This is a genomic window from Acinetobacter sp. S54 (assembly GCF_016624945.1).
Classification (GTDB): Bacteria; Pseudomonadota; Gammaproteobacteria; order Pseudomonadales; family Moraxellaceae; genus Acinetobacter.
In genome coordinates this window covers 231,387-248,370 of sequence record NZ_JACVUI010000003.1, presented here as the reverse complement: position 1 = coordinate 248,370, position 16,984 = coordinate 231,387, and the positions used below count along the sequence as shown (strand labels likewise).

Annotated in this window: 15 protein-coding genes and 3 tRNA genes; 6 read left to right on the top strand and 12 right to left on the bottom strand. The window is 35.3% G+C overall.

The genetic code is table 11. From position 1 onward, the window contains the following. Positions 1-13 precede the first annotated feature (13 nt). Positions 14-982, bottom strand: a complete 969-nt coding sequence (locus IAE20_RS06795) for a hypothetical protein (RefSeq protein ID WP_200481698.1) — start codon at positions 980-982, stop codon at positions 14-16. Positions 983-1,303: 321 nt separating this feature from the next. Between IAE20_RS06795 and gloB the strand changes: the two genes are divergently transcribed. After that, positions 1,304-2,035: a hydroxyacylglutathione hydrolase gene (gloB, locus tag IAE20_RS06790; RefSeq protein ID WP_200481699.1), complete on the top strand. Its 732-nt coding sequence runs from the start codon at positions 1,304-1,306 to the stop codon at positions 2,033-2,035. A 390-nt stretch (positions 2,036-2,425) separates the two neighbouring features. Continuing rightward, the gene (locus IAE20_RS06785) at positions 2,426-2,629 is read left to right on the top strand and encodes a hypothetical protein (RefSeq protein WP_120369011.1); all 204 of its coding nucleotides are present in this window, start codon (positions 2,426-2,428) and stop codon (positions 2,627-2,629) included. Positions 2,630-3,064: 435 nt separating this feature from the next. On the opposite strand, the gene IAE20_RS06780 is transcribed toward IAE20_RS06785, so the two are convergent. The 3 genes from IAE20_RS06780 to IAE20_RS06770 all read right to left on the bottom strand — a co-directional run bounded on the left by IAE20_RS06780 (position 3,065) and on the right by IAE20_RS06770 (position 5,455). Next, positions 3,065-4,363 (bottom strand): dicarboxylate/amino acid:cation symporter, encoded by a 1,299-nt coding sequence (locus tag IAE20_RS06780; protein WP_200481700.1) that lies wholly within the window; start codon positions 4,361-4,363, stop codon positions 3,065-3,067. 542 nt (positions 4,364-4,905) lie between these two features. Next, a tRNA-Leu gene (locus IAE20_RS06775) sits at positions 4,906-4,990 on the bottom strand. A gap of 255 nt (positions 4,991-5,245) precedes the next feature. Continuing rightward, positions 5,246-5,455 (bottom strand): cold-shock protein, encoded by a 210-nt coding sequence (locus IAE20_RS06770; protein WP_200460066.1) that lies wholly within the window; start codon positions 5,453-5,455, stop codon positions 5,246-5,248. 500 nt (positions 5,456-5,955) lie between these two features. Between IAE20_RS06770 and IAE20_RS06765 the strand changes: the two genes are divergently transcribed. After that, complete coding sequence (locus IAE20_RS06765) at positions 5,956-6,231, top strand: hypothetical protein (protein WP_200460065.1); 276 nt, start codon at positions 5,956-5,958, stop codon at positions 6,229-6,231. Positions 6,232-6,615: 384 nt separating this feature from the next. Here the strand turns inward: IAE20_RS06765 and IAE20_RS06760 are convergent, their stop codons facing one another. The 5 genes from IAE20_RS06760 to IAE20_RS06740 form a co-directional block, all read right to left on the bottom strand. Further along, on the bottom strand, positions 6,616-6,831 hold the full coding sequence (locus IAE20_RS06760) for a transposase (protein ID WP_200481701.1): 216 nt from the start codon (positions 6,829-6,831) through the stop codon (positions 6,616-6,618). A 993-nt stretch (positions 6,832-7,824) separates the two neighbouring features. Continuing rightward, a tRNA-Trp gene (locus IAE20_RS06755) sits at positions 7,825-7,898 on the bottom strand. A 63-nt stretch (positions 7,899-7,961) separates the two neighbouring features. Then, positions 7,962-8,046: transfer RNA gene (locus tag IAE20_RS06750), tRNA-Leu, on the bottom strand. Between the two features lie 103 nt (positions 8,047-8,149). Then, positions 8,150-8,944, bottom strand: a complete 795-nt coding sequence (locus IAE20_RS06745; protein ID WP_200481702.1) for a protein kinase domain-containing protein — start codon at positions 8,942-8,944, stop codon at positions 8,150-8,152. A gap of 6 nt (positions 8,945-8,950) precedes the next feature. Next, on the bottom strand, positions 8,951-10,450 hold the full coding sequence (locus IAE20_RS06740) for a DUF3336 domain-containing protein (protein ID WP_200460062.1): 1,500 nt from the start codon (positions 10,448-10,450) through the stop codon (positions 8,951-8,953). 160 nt (positions 10,451-10,610) lie between these two features. Here IAE20_RS06740 and IAE20_RS06735 point away from each other — a divergent pair, with 160 nt between their 5' ends. Beyond that, positions 10,611-11,489, top strand: coding sequence for an ATP-binding protein (locus IAE20_RS06735; protein WP_200481703.1), 879 nt, complete (start codon positions 10,611-10,613; stop codon positions 11,487-11,489). A 285-nt stretch (positions 11,490-11,774) separates the two neighbouring features. Beyond that, the gene (locus tag IAE20_RS06730; protein ID WP_200481704.1) at positions 11,775-13,502 is read left to right on the top strand and encodes an amidohydrolase; all 1,728 of its coding nucleotides are present in this window, start codon (positions 11,775-11,777) and stop codon (positions 13,500-13,502) included. Between the two features lie 84 nt (positions 13,503-13,586). On the opposite strand, the gene IAE20_RS06725 is transcribed toward IAE20_RS06730, so the two are convergent. Next, the gene (locus tag IAE20_RS06725) at positions 13,587-14,213 is read right to left on the bottom strand and encodes a YidB family protein (RefSeq protein ID WP_200481705.1); all 627 of its coding nucleotides are present in this window, start codon (positions 14,211-14,213) and stop codon (positions 13,587-13,589) included. Positions 14,214-14,322: 109 nt separating this feature from the next. Beyond that, positions 14,323-14,784 (bottom strand): DUF6231 family protein, encoded by a 462-nt coding sequence (locus IAE20_RS06720; protein WP_200481706.1) that lies wholly within the window; start codon positions 14,782-14,784, stop codon positions 14,323-14,325. 32 nt (positions 14,785-14,816) lie between these two features. Between IAE20_RS06720 and IAE20_RS06715 the strand changes: the two genes are divergently transcribed. Continuing rightward, the gene (locus tag IAE20_RS06715; protein WP_200481819.1) at positions 14,817-15,686 is read left to right on the top strand and encodes a DUF2797 domain-containing protein; all 870 of its coding nucleotides are present in this window, start codon (positions 14,817-14,819) and stop codon (positions 15,684-15,686) included. Positions 15,687-15,718: 32 nt separating this feature from the next. Here the strand turns inward: IAE20_RS06715 and lpxB are convergent, their stop codons facing one another. Then, a complete protein-coding gene (gene lpxB / locus IAE20_RS06710) occupies positions 15,719-16,918 on the bottom strand; it encodes a lipid-A-disaccharide synthase (RefSeq protein ID WP_200481707.1) in 1,200 nt (399 codons plus the stop codon). Positions 16,919-16,984 lie beyond the last annotated feature (66 nt).

The window sequence follows — 16,984 nt, the reverse complement described above, 5'->3', positions numbered from 1 at the left end:
ACGGCAACCCTTTTTAGATTTGTTCCTGAGCAACCGCCTTTAATTGGCTTAATTCAGTACTTTCTGGTCGAAACAAACCATTTTGAACCTGCTGTTTAAAATGATGGCTAAATGCTCTTGCCCGATTTTCAGGAGAAATAGCCAAGGTAGTTAGCCGCAAAAACCAAAACCCCTCAACGTCTGTAATTGACATGATATTGCCCTTATAGTTTTTATTGGCTCGTTTAGGAATGCATTGTGCATCATAACTAACTGAAAAAAGACAACCCGCAGGTAAACGAACGCCATTCATAATCAGGGGTTGCAAACTAATGCATGAATGATTATCACCCATGTTTAATTTTTCAATCATGATAGGCTGTTCATGAGAATCTATAAAAATATTAATCTCACCCTGTCGCAGTAAACGCCGATGGGCCACTTTTAGAAAGAACTTTTCAGCTAAAGGACATGAACCAACTTTAGGTTTTTCATTTAGTGTTTTAAGTTCAATCCAACCATTTTGTTCAGCCGATTTAGGTAAAATAATATCTTCAATCAACTTACAAATCAGGACACTTTCTTCAAGTTGCATGTGTTGATGCAACTCTCTAAGTTTCGCCTGAAAACCACTTTCCTGTAATACGGCCTGATGAAACTGCTCCCCTACACCTTGAATATTTAGACAGTTTTGCAATCCATCATTCTGGTCCAAGTTACGCCAAGAGTGAAGCGCTATTTGATAGGAAGAACTTTGATTGAGAAGTATTCTTAACAGCTTAGTCTCATATTCCGAAAAAATTCGCAAATCCTGAAAGTTTTGATGATCGCGAGCTTGATTGACAATTTCTGCAATCACACGTGTTGCCTGAGTATAACCACAACCTCGCCGTTCGGTCTGATGGCTATAATGCTCATTGAGCATTTCTGTCAGTTTCTCAGAAAGAGGATATAGATAAGTCTTGAATATTTCGACAATTTCATGATCTTGCACCCCTGACATGCAGCTCTCCATTTCTTACTGTATTGGGTAGATTATTATTAGAATGACGTATTTTATGATGAAATAGATCTTTCGATACATTGATTACTCATTTCCATATAGCACATCATAGAGTTATAAAATTTTTAAATCTATAATAAAATCATAAAATTAAAACCAAAATTCTAACCAGATTATTATTTTAGATGAGAATGATAAATTCATCACTATTAAAAATTTAAACATCAAAAGCTAAGCAAAGTTTGTTCTAAATATCTGCTATGATAATTCTGAAAAATAGATCTTCGACACATAAACTGTTATTTAATTTAGGATAAAAAAATGCGTTATCAGGTTCACTTTATTGATGTCCAGAATGATTTAAAAAATTATATATGGATGCTTGAAGACACAGAAACGCAAGAAGTTATCTCAATTGATCCAACCGAATCAAAGCTGGTGCTGGATTTTTGTGATCGACATCAATTAAAACTGACTCAAATTTGGTTGACTCATTGGCATAAAGATCATATTGGAGGCGTTCCCGCCCTGATTGCCAAGCAGCCTATCCCAGTTTATGGCCCTCGTGAAGAATTAAGTAAAATTCCTTTTATTACACACGCTCTCCAACATGAAGATCAATTTAAATTTAATCAATTAAATATCGAAATTATTGCCACACCGGGCCATACCTTAGGCCATATTGTTTATTTTATAGATGAAATCGACTGTCTTTTTTGTGGAGATACTTTATTTTCAATGGGTTGTGGTCGAGTTTTTGAAGGCACATTTGAACAAATGTATCATTCTTTGAATCGTTTAGCGGCGCTACCGCCTCGCACAAAGGTTTACTGCACCCATGAATATACGCTTGCAAATGCCCAATTTGCATTAACAGTTGAACCACATAATCTTGCCTTACAGGATCGCGCAGAAAAAGTTCAGAAGCTCAGTGAAAATCATCAAATTACATTGCCTAGCACTATTCAGTTAGAGCTCGAAACCAATCCCTTTTTACGTACAGATAGTTCAGAAGAATTCGCTAGAATACGTACATTAAAAGACCATTTCTGAGTTAATAATTTTAAAAAGTATTTATAGCTTGCATTGCTTGGTAAATTTTTTTTAGTCCAAGCAATTTATAGTTTAATTTTATTGCATACGAAATATATTTTTACATCTATTCTAAAAGAAATATTTGGAAACATTCAAAAAAGAAATTTAAATCATTTTTTTATAATCTAAATATTATATTAATAATCAATAAATTAAAAAATGATGAAATTTGACATCTTGTAAATGGGATTTAGAAAATTCTATAGAACACAAAAAATGATCATTCATTTGAATAATTTGATTAGGATTAAATAAATTGAAAAATTATTACACAGTTTGCCCCTTTAAAAAATTTGAACTCACCCTTATTAATAAACTATTGATGTAGATGATATGGAGAACATCCTAATGAAAAAAGTGGTCAAAGCTAAAAATTTAATTGCATTTCGTATTTGGTTGGAAAAGCTTGGATATTCTGTTAAAAACTTGGCGGATGGCAAAGGCTTTACCTTTAGTTTTAAAAAAGAATACGGTTTGGTCACCTGTGATCTTGCGGGTAATAATTTAGCGATACAACTAGGTGAAGAGTTTGAAGATCATTTGAAAGCTTAGGCTGGATACGATTTATTTTTCGCGATAAAAAATTTAAAAATAAACTAAGTGAAAAACTTTAAAATTGAATAAAAGAAAACTGTTTAAATAGCATCTTTATTGGTGCTATTTTTTATTTTTATCGATTTTTTTCTATTTAAATCGTACTGATATCGCGCTTAAAGCTTAAATTTTGCTATACATATATAATATTGAGAATAATTCTCATTGCATTGCTTAAATTTTTACTGTATAACAAAAATTCAACAATTATAAAAAGGTGGGGTTATGAAAACTGTAGAAGTTGTTCTGGTTTCCTCAACCATTTTCACACTTATGATCATGGTTTATTTATTTGGACAATTGGCTTATCGATAGATAAGTTGCTCTTTCATCTATAATGATAAAAATCAGACCTAAACGTTAAGTTTAGGTCTTTTCATTTTTATACAGCACTTAATCTTTAGGATTATTAACCAACATAAGAGAATCAATAACAGCATCTGTCTGTTCCTCTTCCTGCAATTCCTCCATTGCCTCTGATTTTGCGATTACAGCAGTTGCGATGCTGTTTCCAATCACATTTGTTGCTGTACGTCCCATATCTAGAAAATGGTCGATGGCCAAAATAAGTAAAATGCCTGCTTCAGGGAGCTTAAACATGGCTAAAGTCGCAGCAATAACTACAATGGAGGCACGTGAAACCCCAGCAATTCCTTTACTCGTAATCATTAAAGTTAGAAGAATAAGTGCCTGCTGCGAAAAACTTAGGTCAATATTGTAAGCTTGCGCGATAAAAAGAACAGCAAAAGCCATGTACATCATGGAACCATCCAGATTGAATGAATAACCTAACGGTAATACGAAGCTAGCAACCCGCTTGGGCACGCCAAACTTTTCCAATGCAGTCATGGTCTTTGGATATGCAGATTCACTGCTTGCCGTTGCAAAAGCCAGAACTGTTGGCTCACGTACGTCTCTAAGTAAACGGAAAACATCTTTTTTAAGGAAAACATAACCCAAACCAATCAAACACGTCCAAAGCAACATTAAACCGATGTAAAATTCACCAATAAAAATACTATAATCAATCAGTAACTTAGGCCCTTGTAAGGTAATTGCTGAAGCGATCGCAGCAAAGACCGCGACAGGCGCAAATGACATAACATAATCTGTGATACGAAACATGATTCGACAAAGTTCATCAATGAGTTTTGCAATGATTGTGCCCTCTTTACTCTGATGATGTACATATGCCAAAGCGGATCCAAAAAATATTGAAAAAACAAGAATTTGAAGAATTTCATTATTTGCCATTGCTTCAGCAAAGCTGCGCGGAAAGATATGCGTAATAAAATTTTGCAGACTCAAATTGGTTGCAGTTACACTCACATCCACGTGTTCAACCGGTATAGTCAGATTCATACCAGCACCGGGTTGGAAAAGATTGGCCAATCCCATCCCAAGTAATAGCGAAATAAATGATGCACTTACAAACCATGTCATGGCTTTTAAGGTAATTGAACCCAATGAAGATGATTTTCCCATTGAAATCAAACCTGAGACAATAGTGGCAAACACCAAAGGAGCAACAATCATTTTAATCAATCTGAGAAAAACATCGGTCAGAATTTTAAAATATGATGCTGCTTGGCCCGCCTGTGCAGAATCCATACTACTATGACAAGCCCATCCTACGAATACACCCGATGCCATAGCAATCAAAATATATTTCAGTAGTTTTTTTTGATTCATAAAATTATTCCCTTATTTCCGTTAGTAAAACTAACGTACAGCCCTATAACTTTTTTAATATTGATTAACTTAAATTTATAAACAAAAAACTTCGCTTTTAAATAAAATTCTCGTTTATCACAAACTATTCAAGATTTAATCAATTTGAAAAAGTTTCTACTGTTTTTAAAAGAAATAACAATGCAAAAAATGAATTCACTATGCAAAAAATGCATAACATGAATATTCAATAATTCTATATATTTTAATGATTTAAATTGGTGCAATGTAATTTTATTGTGCATCAAAATAAGGATGAAGAGATTTAATATGAGGCACCTTTAATGATTTTCTTTATTAAGATTAAATTAAATTGCAATAATTGAAATGTGAAATTATTCTAATGATTTCAAGCATTAGATTTGCCTGATCGATCAATTTAATTTACATTTCTCTATATATAAAAAAACCTGCAATTAAGCAGGTTCTTTTTAATTAGATTCAATCTAATTTTAAAACTCATCAAGCCGAAGTAATTTATTTACAAACTCAATGAATTAATATGGTGGGGGCGAAGAGACTCGAACTCTTACACCTTGCGGCGCTGGAACCTAAATCCAGTGCGTCTACCAATTTCGCCACGCCCCCAAAACTGGGATTTTTCAATCTAAATTTTGCAAAAAAACATTTTTTGCTAATTGCGCTATATCACGCTACGAAACGAATTCTAGTCGTAATCCATATGCTATGCAATCCCAATTTTATAGTATTTGATTAGATTTTAGGCTTATATAGCAAAAAAAATGACAAATGTTCAAAAAATTATCAGTTCTATAAAAATTGTATTTTTAGGACTTTCATAACAATAAAAGCACCCGAAGGTGCTTTTATTTGAATCAAATCTTATTGAGCAATGATATTCACAGCGCTTGGGCCTTTTTGACCATTAACGATACTGAATGAAACACGTTGACCTTCATGCAATGTTTTGAAGCCAGAGCTAGCGATTTCTTTAAAATGAGCAAAAACATCTGGACCAGAATCTTGCTGAATAAAGCCAAAGCCTTTAGTTTCATTAAACCATTTTACTGTGCCAGTTACGGTATTAGACATAATCTTACCTACAAATTTTAATAATTTAGCGTCATAATGACAGATTTAACATGGAAAATGTAACAAATTGAGCTGAAGAATCTAAAAAACGAAGGATTATGAATAACACTGCGATACTTAAAGAAAAATTTAACTAATATGCCATTTTTCTAGTCACTTCATATGATACATCAATTCATCTAAGATGTATACATTTTTTCAATTTAATTTATCGGACTTTCCTAATGAATAATTAGGAGTTGAATACGGCATATAAAATATAATCTAAAATTAATATTTTCACATATTGTAAAATATATTTTATTTTACATAATACTTAATAATTTATAAGAAATAAAGGGATTCATGATATAATTTATTAAATACAACCCGCCTATTAATTCCATACTTTTTCATGACTAGCCTACTGACCGATTAAATTTTTAAAATTAGACATTAAAATTTATTTTCTATTTTTTAAATACTTAATTTATCAATTTATATTTAAAAAGGATAAAATAATGTCTAACTCCATAATAGTAAACTATTTACTTATTATTCAAGACGACAAAGAAAATATAAGAAAAGTTATAAAAATTAAAGAGATAAGCTTTGATAAGTTTACGCTGTCTGAAACTAATGAGTGGTTATGGATTTTTGAAGACACTCAAGAGTTTTGTCCATTTGAATTATGGGAATTTATGAACCAATTAAAAGTTAATGACGGCTTGATCTTCAATCATATTATTTACAAAGTTATAGAGGTCTTTAAAATGAGCACCTTACGATATTCATAAATTAAGCTAACTGGTACAATTAATTTTTATTTAGGAAAATGATTCTGAATATAAATGTACATTTTGGAAATTTTTAATCAACTTAAAACACCCCATTAGATCAGATTAAATGACTATAACGTGAATAAATAAAGTTACTCTTGAGATTGAGAAAAATTTAAAGATAATTTTACAGCCGTGCCAGGCCTGTGATTATTTAGAGCTATCCACAACGCCTTTGCTCTATTCTAAAAGGCCATAAGTCATGACTTTTTCTATGTCTACTTCAAAGGTTTGCAAAACATTGTCAGCATAATAGACAAGCTTAAACCTTGAAGTAGTGTGATTAATATGTTTCATTAACATGAATGGTTGCTCTAATTAATTCTATTGACCCAAAATAACTTACAATTTGTAGAGTTTATTTAATTCAATATAGAACGATTTCCCATCTAGATTTAATTTCATCTTGGCTCCAGATTCAAGTTCGACCTGTTTAGAGACTTCAACTAAGATCTGGCCGTTCAAGGTATTTTGAACCATCTCAAAAGGAATGATATTCACTCGAATAACATCACCATTTACTGCTTTGGCTGTAGTCCAGCCATTCATAATATTCATTATAAAACCCATAAATATGAGCTTTTGTAATCAGAAAAAGAATTAAATTACATTTATCCAGAAGGATAGCGATAAGTTAAAGGCTGCTCGCCTAAGATCTAAAACAGTTACATCAGCTAGTGAGACACATGTGTGTCGATTTTAATCATAAGATTAATGCTAAATAACAATCTGAAATATATGGGATTGTTATTATGACCAATATGTTTAATCATGCGATGTGCATAGGGATTTGAATTTGAATAAAAAATATCGGTTACTTTTATTATGTCTAGGAACACATGCCCATTAACAACTCAAACCTACTGTATCTGAACAATTTCGGTCAGCTATATCTTAACATCAATCATGTATATTTACTAATTTTAAATTTTTTAAAAATTTGATAAAAAACCACGTGAATATTTATTCCGTGTTTCTTTGAATCAATCACACTGCCTTAATCCCCTACTTATCTTTTTCCATTAAAATCACAAAATTAAAAAACTAAAATGTCTTATATCATTATCATAAATATAAATTTGCGCTGCTTTCTTTAAGTTATTCAGTAAGTTGAACATTACCGATAAGAATTCGATTTTTAAGGACAATTTACACTCTCCAAAGCCATAGAAAACATAAACCCAGTTATTTATTTGATTTGATACAGATTTATATGATAAGCCTTGTCCCTAATGATATTAATGCTGTTTAAAGGTGTCATTAGGATTTGTTCTGAGTTTTTACTGTATATACATGTTAAACACGCCTTGTAGTTAAGTGGAGTCTCAAAAAATCTCAACTATTTTTTCATCTGTTTCTTCAAGTAATATGACCACTTTATCTGGTCAGCGACCAAAAATTTTAAACCCCCGCCTTTTATGCGTATTTTTTTATTTTCTGAATGTCATTTTTATAATGTTATTACGCGAGTAATTTGAGGAGCGCCGATCATGAAAAATGTGGCAATAAAAAAGGTGCTTTATATAAGCACCTAATTTTACAACTAAATTCTGGCAGAGGATCAAGGACTCGAACCTTGACGAACGGTTTTGGAGACCGTCATGCTACCATTACACCAATCCTCTACAACTTATAACTTGAAGATCTTCTTCTCATTATAAATAAGCAAGATATTTTCTTACTTAATATGGTGGGGGCGAAGAGACTCGAACTCTTACACCTTGCGGCGCTGGAACCTAAATCCAGTGCGTCTACCAATTTCGCCACGCCCCCGATGGCTGTGTATATTATAGAGAAGGTAGGATCGTGACAAGTATTTTTTATAAAAAAACCAATTGGTTGATTAAATAAAAAACAAATCAAAAACTTATGTTTATTATATCGACAGTTTTGTGGAGTTAAGTACGTTTAATGCCTGATTTACATCATTAAACCGCGCATTTCTGTGCTTGCTTAGTAAACCCTTTAATAAAGGAGAAAAATATTGTAAATCTGTAGGCAGCTCTATTTGGAATTGCTGACAATGTAGAATAGCCCATTGCGTATAATTACTGGCGCTAAGTCGCTGCTGAGTGAGCCATTCAAACAATATAACCCCCAACGCATATAAATCACTTTGGATCGTCTTTTGTTCGCCATGAAATAACTCAGGTGCCATATAATGAGGTGTCGCTGTCATTTCAGTAGAATCCATACTGTTTACTTCCTGACATTGTTCAAAATCAATAAGATAGACATTGTTTTGATATTGCACGAAATGTTCAGTTTTTAAATCTCCATGTATCAAGCCTGATGCATGAAGTTTGCCAAGTGTAAGTAACGCGCTTGCTATATATTGCTTAATTTTGTTCAGCGTCAGACCAGAGACCGAATGATTAAAATATAAATCAGCATGAGGTAATAATATTCCCCAAGGATAGAGCTTTTCTGTAAAAGAATCCTTTACCTCAATTAACTGAACAGGTAATACGAAATCAGCAGAACCTTTCATTTTGCGGTAGAAATTTAGCTCTTGTTCAAAACCAACTCTACTGCCCATAGAATGAGAGTCTTGTAATTGTAGCTTTAACCAAAAGTTTTGCTGTCGATATTCAACAGTATATAGTCTACGACCTAGCACTAAACTTTTGGATTTAGTCTGTAAATTTAAATCTTTAAAATGTTCAAACATTGCTAATTAAACAGTTGTTTTGGTCAAATGTTGTTGTTCCTGATATTGCAACATTTCCAGACAATGCTGAATAGTTTTACCAATACGCGCATGAATCTCAATAGAAGAAATTTTCGGCCACGTGGCGCGTTCTCCTTCTTGCTGTAGGAGCTTAAAGAGCTGAGGACGTGGATTCTGTAGCATATAACCATAATTCCGCAGGTTAAAACCCCCAATAATGTTTACATCGCCATAATAGCGCTGTCCGACAATACCATATCCATGATCCAGCAAACGTCGTACAGGTGGCACACGTCCGAGTCTTTCACGAGTAAAGTCCATAAGTCCCATTGCTACTACTTTGCCCTGACGGCGTAAAATCCGCTGAGGCCAGCTTAACAGGTCTTTACGATATCTAGATTGATCACTTTGCATAAATGGAACCACATGCGGATTGACCTGGCTGGCAATGGTGTAGTTTAAATTGTATAACCGTGCCATTTTTTCCTGTGGAAAATCACTGCGTACGCTGCCATCTACCCATTTTGCATTGGCCATATACGGCGTATATATTCCATCGTAACGTTTGCTGGTCAATCGAACGGGAGGAAATAATACAGGAACCGCACAAGAAGCTAAAACCGCACTCCAGACCATGAGATTAGGTGCAGTATAAGCATTCATAATACGTGGATTTTGTGATGCATCATACGGAGCAACTGCCACATTGGTATGCAATCCAGATTTTTTATAAGCTTCGGCAAAGGTCAAATCCCCTAAATTTTCAATCAAGAAATTTTTTAAATATTTGACATCCGCAAGCCCCCCATCGCCTTTTAAAATGTCAGATAGCCTTCTAAAGTGAAACGCTTCTGAAAAGAACTGCTCACCTTTTAGAATATCTGGAATATCTGCGAGTCGAGAGGTTCCAAGCATACCCGCCATGATAGCGCCAGCACTCGACCCTGAAAGTACTTTGGGCATTAAATCCTGTTCCATTAATGCTTTACATACACCCGTATGAAACAGCCCTAATGTTGCCCCGCCTGAAAACATAAGCGCAGGCTGTCCATAAGCCTTTTGACAGGTTTCAAAAAAATGAATTTTTTGTGGAATTGATAATGTCTGACAGGTGCTTATTGCTATAAAAGTTAAACAATGGCTCACTTCTTCGACATAGTCTTCAATTAACTGTTTGGTTCCCACATAGCTCACAGTGAATAACATGGGATGACCAATATTCGCAATATCATGAGTCAAACCTTCTTGCAAAAGATAAAGTGCGTCTAATACTCTTTTTTGATTGCGATATTTACGTAATAGATTGAGACGATAAGAAATAACTTCAGCGTTAAAATAAGGCGAACTATTATCATATTTCCACTCTTGCGATCCCGTTTCTTCGTCGAGCTTTAAAGCGATAGATTTCCACTCATCATAAGATTCAGCATTTTTTAATTGATATTTCAGCTTTTTTATACGATGTAGCTGATGTGAGTTCATATCCTGTTTAAGTTTTCCCAACATACCAAGTCAAATCCTGATTCTGGATAATTCTATGCACTATGCAAGCGGATCAACGCAGGGTCAATTGCCAAAATGTTCGGTTCATCTATACGCAGGTTTATTTTGAAACCTTATAAAAGAAATTGTATGATCATGTTGCAATGACTATAAAGGAATCAACATGGCAAATTTTGAACTCCCTGATCATCTGATTCAGACACTTTCTCTGGTGTTAAAGCAGTTGCATCAAACCTTGCCAGACGTTCATCAGGAGCCAGATTTCGACGCGCCAGCCTTTAAATGGCAAAACAAACAGCTCATCCCCATTTATCAACCAAAACAGGTTTTTTTGGAGGACTTACTCGGTATTGATCTGCAAAAACAAAAGATTATCCAAAATACATTACAGTTTCTTGAAGGTTTGCCAGCCAATGATGTCTTACTGACAGGCTCGAGAGGCACGGGTAAATCCTCCATTGTGAGAGCGCTTCTGACTCAATACGCAGATCGTGGGTTGCGTCTAATCGAGATTGAGCGTGATGATCTTTCTGACTTACCCCTTATTCAAAAAATTATTCAAAATCGATCTGAAAAATATATCGTTTATTGTGATGATTTAGCATTTAATGCAGAAGATGAAAATTATCGTAGTCTCAAAAGTGTGTTAGATGGTTCTCTACAATCTGGTTCCAGTAACTTTATCATTTATGCGACAAGCAACCGTCGTCATCTTTTACCAGAATTTATGCATGAAAATACGCCTGTTCTCAAGGTAGATGTTCCTCAACATACTGAACTACACCCACAAGAAGCAATTGAAGAAAAAATTTCCCTATCAGATCGCTTTGGTTTATGGCTTTCATTTTATCCTATGAATCAGGTTTTATATCTTGAAATTGTTGAACATTACATTAAAAAATCAGGCTTGGATTTTAATGATGACGTGCGTGCAGAAAGCTTGAGATGGTGTCAGTTAAGAGGACAACGCTCAGGTCGCGCTGCTTATCAATTTTCCAAACACTGGATTGGAGCACAGTTGTTACAGCAAAAGTTATTTTAGACTTATTTACACACATACAAAAAACGGATGTTCAGATATAAATTGCCTGTCATTGAAAGTGATATTTGTCAAAAATACAAAATCTTATAACGAATCACTAGACAGGCGTATAATCAGCAATAATATTTAGAGCATACAACAAAAATAGCTCAACTTATCCTTATCACATCTATCAATTTTAAATAAAATCCACTATAAAAATAAGTATATTCCGAGGAATATAAGTATAACTAATCCTTATAAATTCAATATAAATCATCACAAAAATGCCAAGGGTGCTAAAATATGAAAATTGATCAACGCATGTTTTCTATGTGTTTATTTCTACCTTTGCTCATTGGTTGCTCAAGCTCTCCACCCAAAAATCAAGTCCATTTACATCCAAGCCAACTGTATTTTAATGGTGACATTATTACAATGACTGGTGATCAACCCCAGTATGCGGAAGCAGTTCTGGTTCAGGATGGAAAAATTAAATTTGTAGGACCACTCAATCAGGCAAAACAACAAGCAAGCATCATCACGCCTATCGATTTGAAAGGAAAAACATTATTACCTGGTTTTATTGATGCGCATGGTCATGCCTATAATGCGGGGATTCAAGCTATTTCAGCTAATCTTCTGGCTCCGCCAGATGGTTCAGTAACCGATATCGAATCCATTATTTCTCAATTAAATCAATGGAAAGATAAGAATCAAAATTTGGTGGGTAAATATAAATGGATTATTGGCTTTGGTTATGATGACTCTCAATTAAAAGAGCAACGACACCCGACGGCTGATGATCTGGATAAAGTTTCCACCGACTATCCTGTTCTTATTGTTCACCAATCCGGACACTTGGGCGTAATGAATCATAAGGCCTTGGAACTGGTTGGATATAATGCACAAACGCCTGATCCTCAAGGCGGCATCATCCGTAGAGAAAAAAATTCAACTCAACCGAATGGTGTTTTAGAGGAAATGGCATTTTTTGGTCCATTATTTGCCACTATGGCAAAGTTAGATCAAGATGCCAATGACAAAATTGCTTTAGCAGGCATGAACTCCTACCTCAAATTCGGTTTTACTACATTACAAGAAGGTCGTGCCACAGCTGAAGCCTGTAATACTTGGCGAGAATTAGGTCAAAAGAACGAACTGAAAGTAGATGTCGCGTGTTATCCAGATATTCAAGCACAACTTCCATATATGGAAAAAACAGGGGTTCAGAAAATATATGATCATCACTTTCGAGTGGCTGGGGTAAAATTATCTCTGGACGGTTCTCCTCAAGGACGTACTGCGTGGTTGACTAAACCATATACTCATCCACCTGAAGGACAAAACAAAAACTATGTGGGTTATCCAGCTATTCCAAATGAAAGTGAAGTCGATAAACTTGTAGATACAGCATATAAAAATAACTGGCAAATTTTGACGCATGTCAATGGTGACGCAGCACTGGATGAATACATCACTGCTGTAGATAAGGCGGTTAAAAAATATGGTTTAAAAGACCGTAGAAGTGTTGCAATTCATGCTCAGACTGCTAGATTCGACCAACTTGATCAAATGAAAACTTTACATATCATCCCATCTTTTTTTTCTATGCACACCTATTATTGGGGTGACTGGCATCGCGATGTAACTCTTGGTAAAGACCGTGCATATAAGATATCTCCTGCACAAACAGCTTTAAATAAAGGTATGATTTTTACAGAACATCATGACGCCCCAGTTGCATTGCCTAATAGCATGATGATTGTATTTACCGCGGTAAATCGTACGAGCCGTTCTGGAGATATCATTGGACCAGAAGAAAGAATTAGCCCTTACAATGCTTTACGTTCAATCACAACATGGGCCGCCTATCAATACTTTGAGGAAAATCAAAAAGGAACGCTAGAACAAGGAAAGCTTGCTGATCTAGTGATCCTTGACCAAAACCCACTCAAGATTAAACCTACTGAAATTAAAGACATTCAGGTCTTAGAAACCATTAAAGAAGGGAACGTGGTGTACACGAAATAGTATTTTATATCTATTTTTTCAATGAGATTGAGGTATTTCTGGGATTGATCAGCAATACCTCAAAATGATAACTAAAGACAGTTTTTATTTCTTTAAAAAACTTCCAACCATATTGAGTACATTTTGTATGTCTTGATTGGCTTCTTGGTGACTGGTCTGATCACCCTGTGGTGTCAATGAATTAATAATTTGCGGTAAAACCGATGAAATCGCACCATAAATATCCTGTTTAGGTACTTGAGTCTGTTCTGCCACTTGTTCTACATCCTGATCATCAAATAATTGCTGAACATTTGCAGCAGGAACATTATTATTCGTTTGCTCAGGATCTACCCAGCTTTGTACTTGAGATCCTAGACCTACGTTTCTGAGTTTATCTAGTGCGCCTTGTAAACCTCCCTGTTTTTGAATCCATGCCAAAATCAAGGGGACCACTGCAATTAGTAAAGCCTGTGTAGAACCGCCTGAGGTATTCGTCGAGCTTTGCGTATTGTTTCCCACGCCAAATTGATTCAGCACCGAGCCTAAAATACCACCCAGTCCACTATCAGTATTTTGATTTTGAGAATTGGTCTGATTTTGGGATTGTTGATTCGTACCTAACTGGCCCAAAACCGAACCCAAAATACCACCCAAACCGCCTTGAGAAGATTGTTGACCACCTAATGCCTGTTTTGCCAGCATCTCAACAATATTGGTTAAATCCGTCATATTATGTTTATCCTGAAGATATGAGTTCCTTCTTCAGCATAGACTAGATCAGAGCAGCTTTCCAAAAGACAAATTGTTTATTTTTGCAAGATAAACTGCCCCTCAAATATTACCAGCGAAACTTATCCCAATTCTCAGGATTTGCCCAAAATTTAGAATTAAACCAGTCAGGTACGTGCTTATAAGTCAAAATATTAAATTGCCACAAGGCAAAGTCTGCTTCATGAGAGGTTTTATCAATGAGTTGAGTGAAACCCAAAGCACGAAGCAATTTTTCATCTTGGCGCTTACTCACCACCACGATTCTTTTTGCCATCAGGTCACGCAGTTTTACCAAAAGTTGGGACTTTTCGATTTCTGATATTGTAATCATTAATGGCGTATCAAAAACTACAAAACCGAGGTCATAACGCTGACTAAAAGGCAGATTTAAAAACTCATTTACGTTAAAATAGTGCCATTGGATTGCGCTATTTTGGTCAATATTTTGACCTATACAGAGTGCAGTATGTATGGGCTGTTCACTTGATAAATCGTCTAGCATAGAAGTGATGACATTTAATTCAGCCATAACTGCAACCTTTTTTGATGTGAGTTAAATTGATGGAACTACAAGGCATTTGTCATAAAATGCACGCAGCGCTCAAAGACTGTAGTGTAACTGATCAGCACGTAAGCAAGGCAAATGTTGAATACAAATTTATATTAGACCGTTCAGAAATTGATCTACCATTCGTTCCAGGTCAAGACCTTGAAATAGAATGGACAGGCAATATTTACTGTACGTCTTGTGGTGCCAAAACACCAAAATCTTATTCTCAGGGACATTGCTTTAAATGCTTTAAAACCAAAGCGTCTTGTGATTTGTGCATTATGAAACCAGAAACTTGCCATTATCATCTGGGCACTTGCCGTGAAGATGATTTTGCTCACAATGTCTGTTTTCAGCCACATATTGTTTATTTGGCAAATTCCAGTGCGCTTAAAGTCGGGATCACCCGTGTGAACCATATGCCTGGGCGCTGGCTAGATCAAGGTGCGACACAAGCCCTGCCAATTTTAAAAGTGGGTTCACGGCGTCTCTCAGGTCAACTCGAAATTTTGTTTGGTACACAAATCGCAGATAAAACTGATTGGCGAAAACTGTTAAAAGGTGAAGCTGAACCACTAAATTTGCTCGAACAGCGTGATAAAATTATTGAAGAATTTGCACCCAAAATTCAGACCATTCGTGAAGAATTTGGACAGCATATTGAATTTAATGAATCAGTTGAACTATTGGAAAATGAACAACCTCGTGAGTTTGTATATCCTGTAGAACAGTATCCAGAAAAAATTAAATCATTAAACTTAGATAAAACGCCCAAGATTCGTGGTGTATTACACGGGATTAAGGGACAATATCTGATTTTTGATATCGGTGTAATTAACGTTCGTAAATACACAGGTTATGAGCTTATTTTAAGAGCTTAAAAAGATCTAGCTGAGGAAAAAGGGAGTGTGAATCACTCCTTTTTCTCATTTTGAACTGGCTGCTCAAGCAAAGTTAAAATCGCTTGAACAGGATCTTGCGTATCACCAGAAATGAGACGCTTATGCATCGAAAGATGCTGCATGGACTGAATCTTAGACTTTTCTATATCCATTAGCGATTCAATTTCCTGCGCTAAACGTTCAGGTGTGGCTTGTTTCTGAATTAACTCTTCAATCACTTTTTTACCCGCAATAATATTCGGTAAAGAATAATAGGGAATTTTGACCAACAACTTGGCAATAAAATAAGTCAAAGCATTGAGCTTATAAAATGTCACCATTGGCCGATGCAACAGCATGGCTTCTAATGTTGCCGTACCTGAAGCCAAGGCTACAATATCACTGGCGTTCATAACCATTCGACCAATTTTTGATTCTGTATCGGTATGTTCAAGAATATGTAATTTGGGAATAAGCGCTGGATCGCTTTGCTCGACACTTAACTCTATTTGCGTCTTACGTGCATCATTAATTGCAGGAATCAAATATTCAATATCTGGATATTTAGTGGATAAAAGTTTGGCGGAACCTAATAACAGAGGCAAAAGGCGTTCGACCTCCCCTCTACGACTTCCTGGCAATAGAGCAACATAGGTTTTCACAGGATCAAGTCCTAAATCTCGCTTTGCATCCTGAATAGGATTATTTAACGGGAGTTGTTTTGCCAAGGGATGTCCGACAAAAACCGCGGCTACACCATGTTGTTCATAAAAATTCTTTTCAAAAGGAAAGAGGCACAGCACCAGATCAATTGTTTTCTTAATGCCATAAACCCGCCCTTGACGCCAGGCCCAAACTGAAGGACTTACATATTGTATGGTTTTAATAGGTAAATTTTTTTCTTTTAGGGTTTTTGAAAGTCTTAAATTAAAATCTGGCGCATCGATTCCAATAAACACATCAACAGGCTGCTCAGTCCAGACTTCAACCAAACCATCTCGTACTGCAAATAATTTTTTGAGATCTTTTAAGACTTCAATAATGCCCATCACCGACAATATTTCCATCGGATAATAGCTTTTAAAACCTTCAGCAATCATTTGCGGTCCACCAATGCCCTCAAATTCAGCATCAATGCCTTGCTCACGAAAACTTCGCATAAGTTTTACACCCAGTGTATCTCCTGAGACTTCCCCGACCACAATGCCAATTTTTAATTTTCGTGTAGACAATTGCAAACGTCCTGCATAAAATTCCTAACTAATATCATCTTAACATACTGGTTTTATAATCAAGAA